Source organism: Acuticoccus kandeliae (assembly GCF_003073115.1).
In genome coordinates this window covers 1-324 of the sequence record NZ_QBBV01000138.1, presented here as the reverse complement: position 1 = coordinate 324, position 324 = coordinate 1, and the positions used below count along the sequence as shown (strand labels likewise).

The 324-nt window shown below is 71.9% G+C and carries 1 pseudogene; it reads right to left on the bottom strand.

The features are described 5' to 3' along the window. Positions 1–324: pseudogene (locus DBV35_RS29660) on the bottom strand (hypothetical protein); the annotation flags it as partial.

Sequence of the window (324 nt, the reverse complement as noted above, 5' to 3'; positions counted from 1 at the left end):
GGCGGCCGCGTCGGCGAGGTCGATGGCCTTGTCCGGGAGCAACCGGGCGGTGATGTAGCGGTCCGACAGGGGGGCCGCGGCGACCAGGGCGGCGTCGGTGATGCGGACGCCGTGGTGCACCTCGTAGCGCTCCTTGAGCCCGCGCAGGATGCCGACGGTGTCCTCGACGGACGGCTCGCCGACCAGCACCTGCTGGAAGCGACGCTCCAGCGCCGGGTCCTTCTCGATGTGCTGGCGGTACTCGTCGAGCGTGGTCGCGCCGACCATCCGCAGCTCACCGCGGGCGAGCATCGGCTTGATCATGTTGCCGGCGTCCATCGCGCC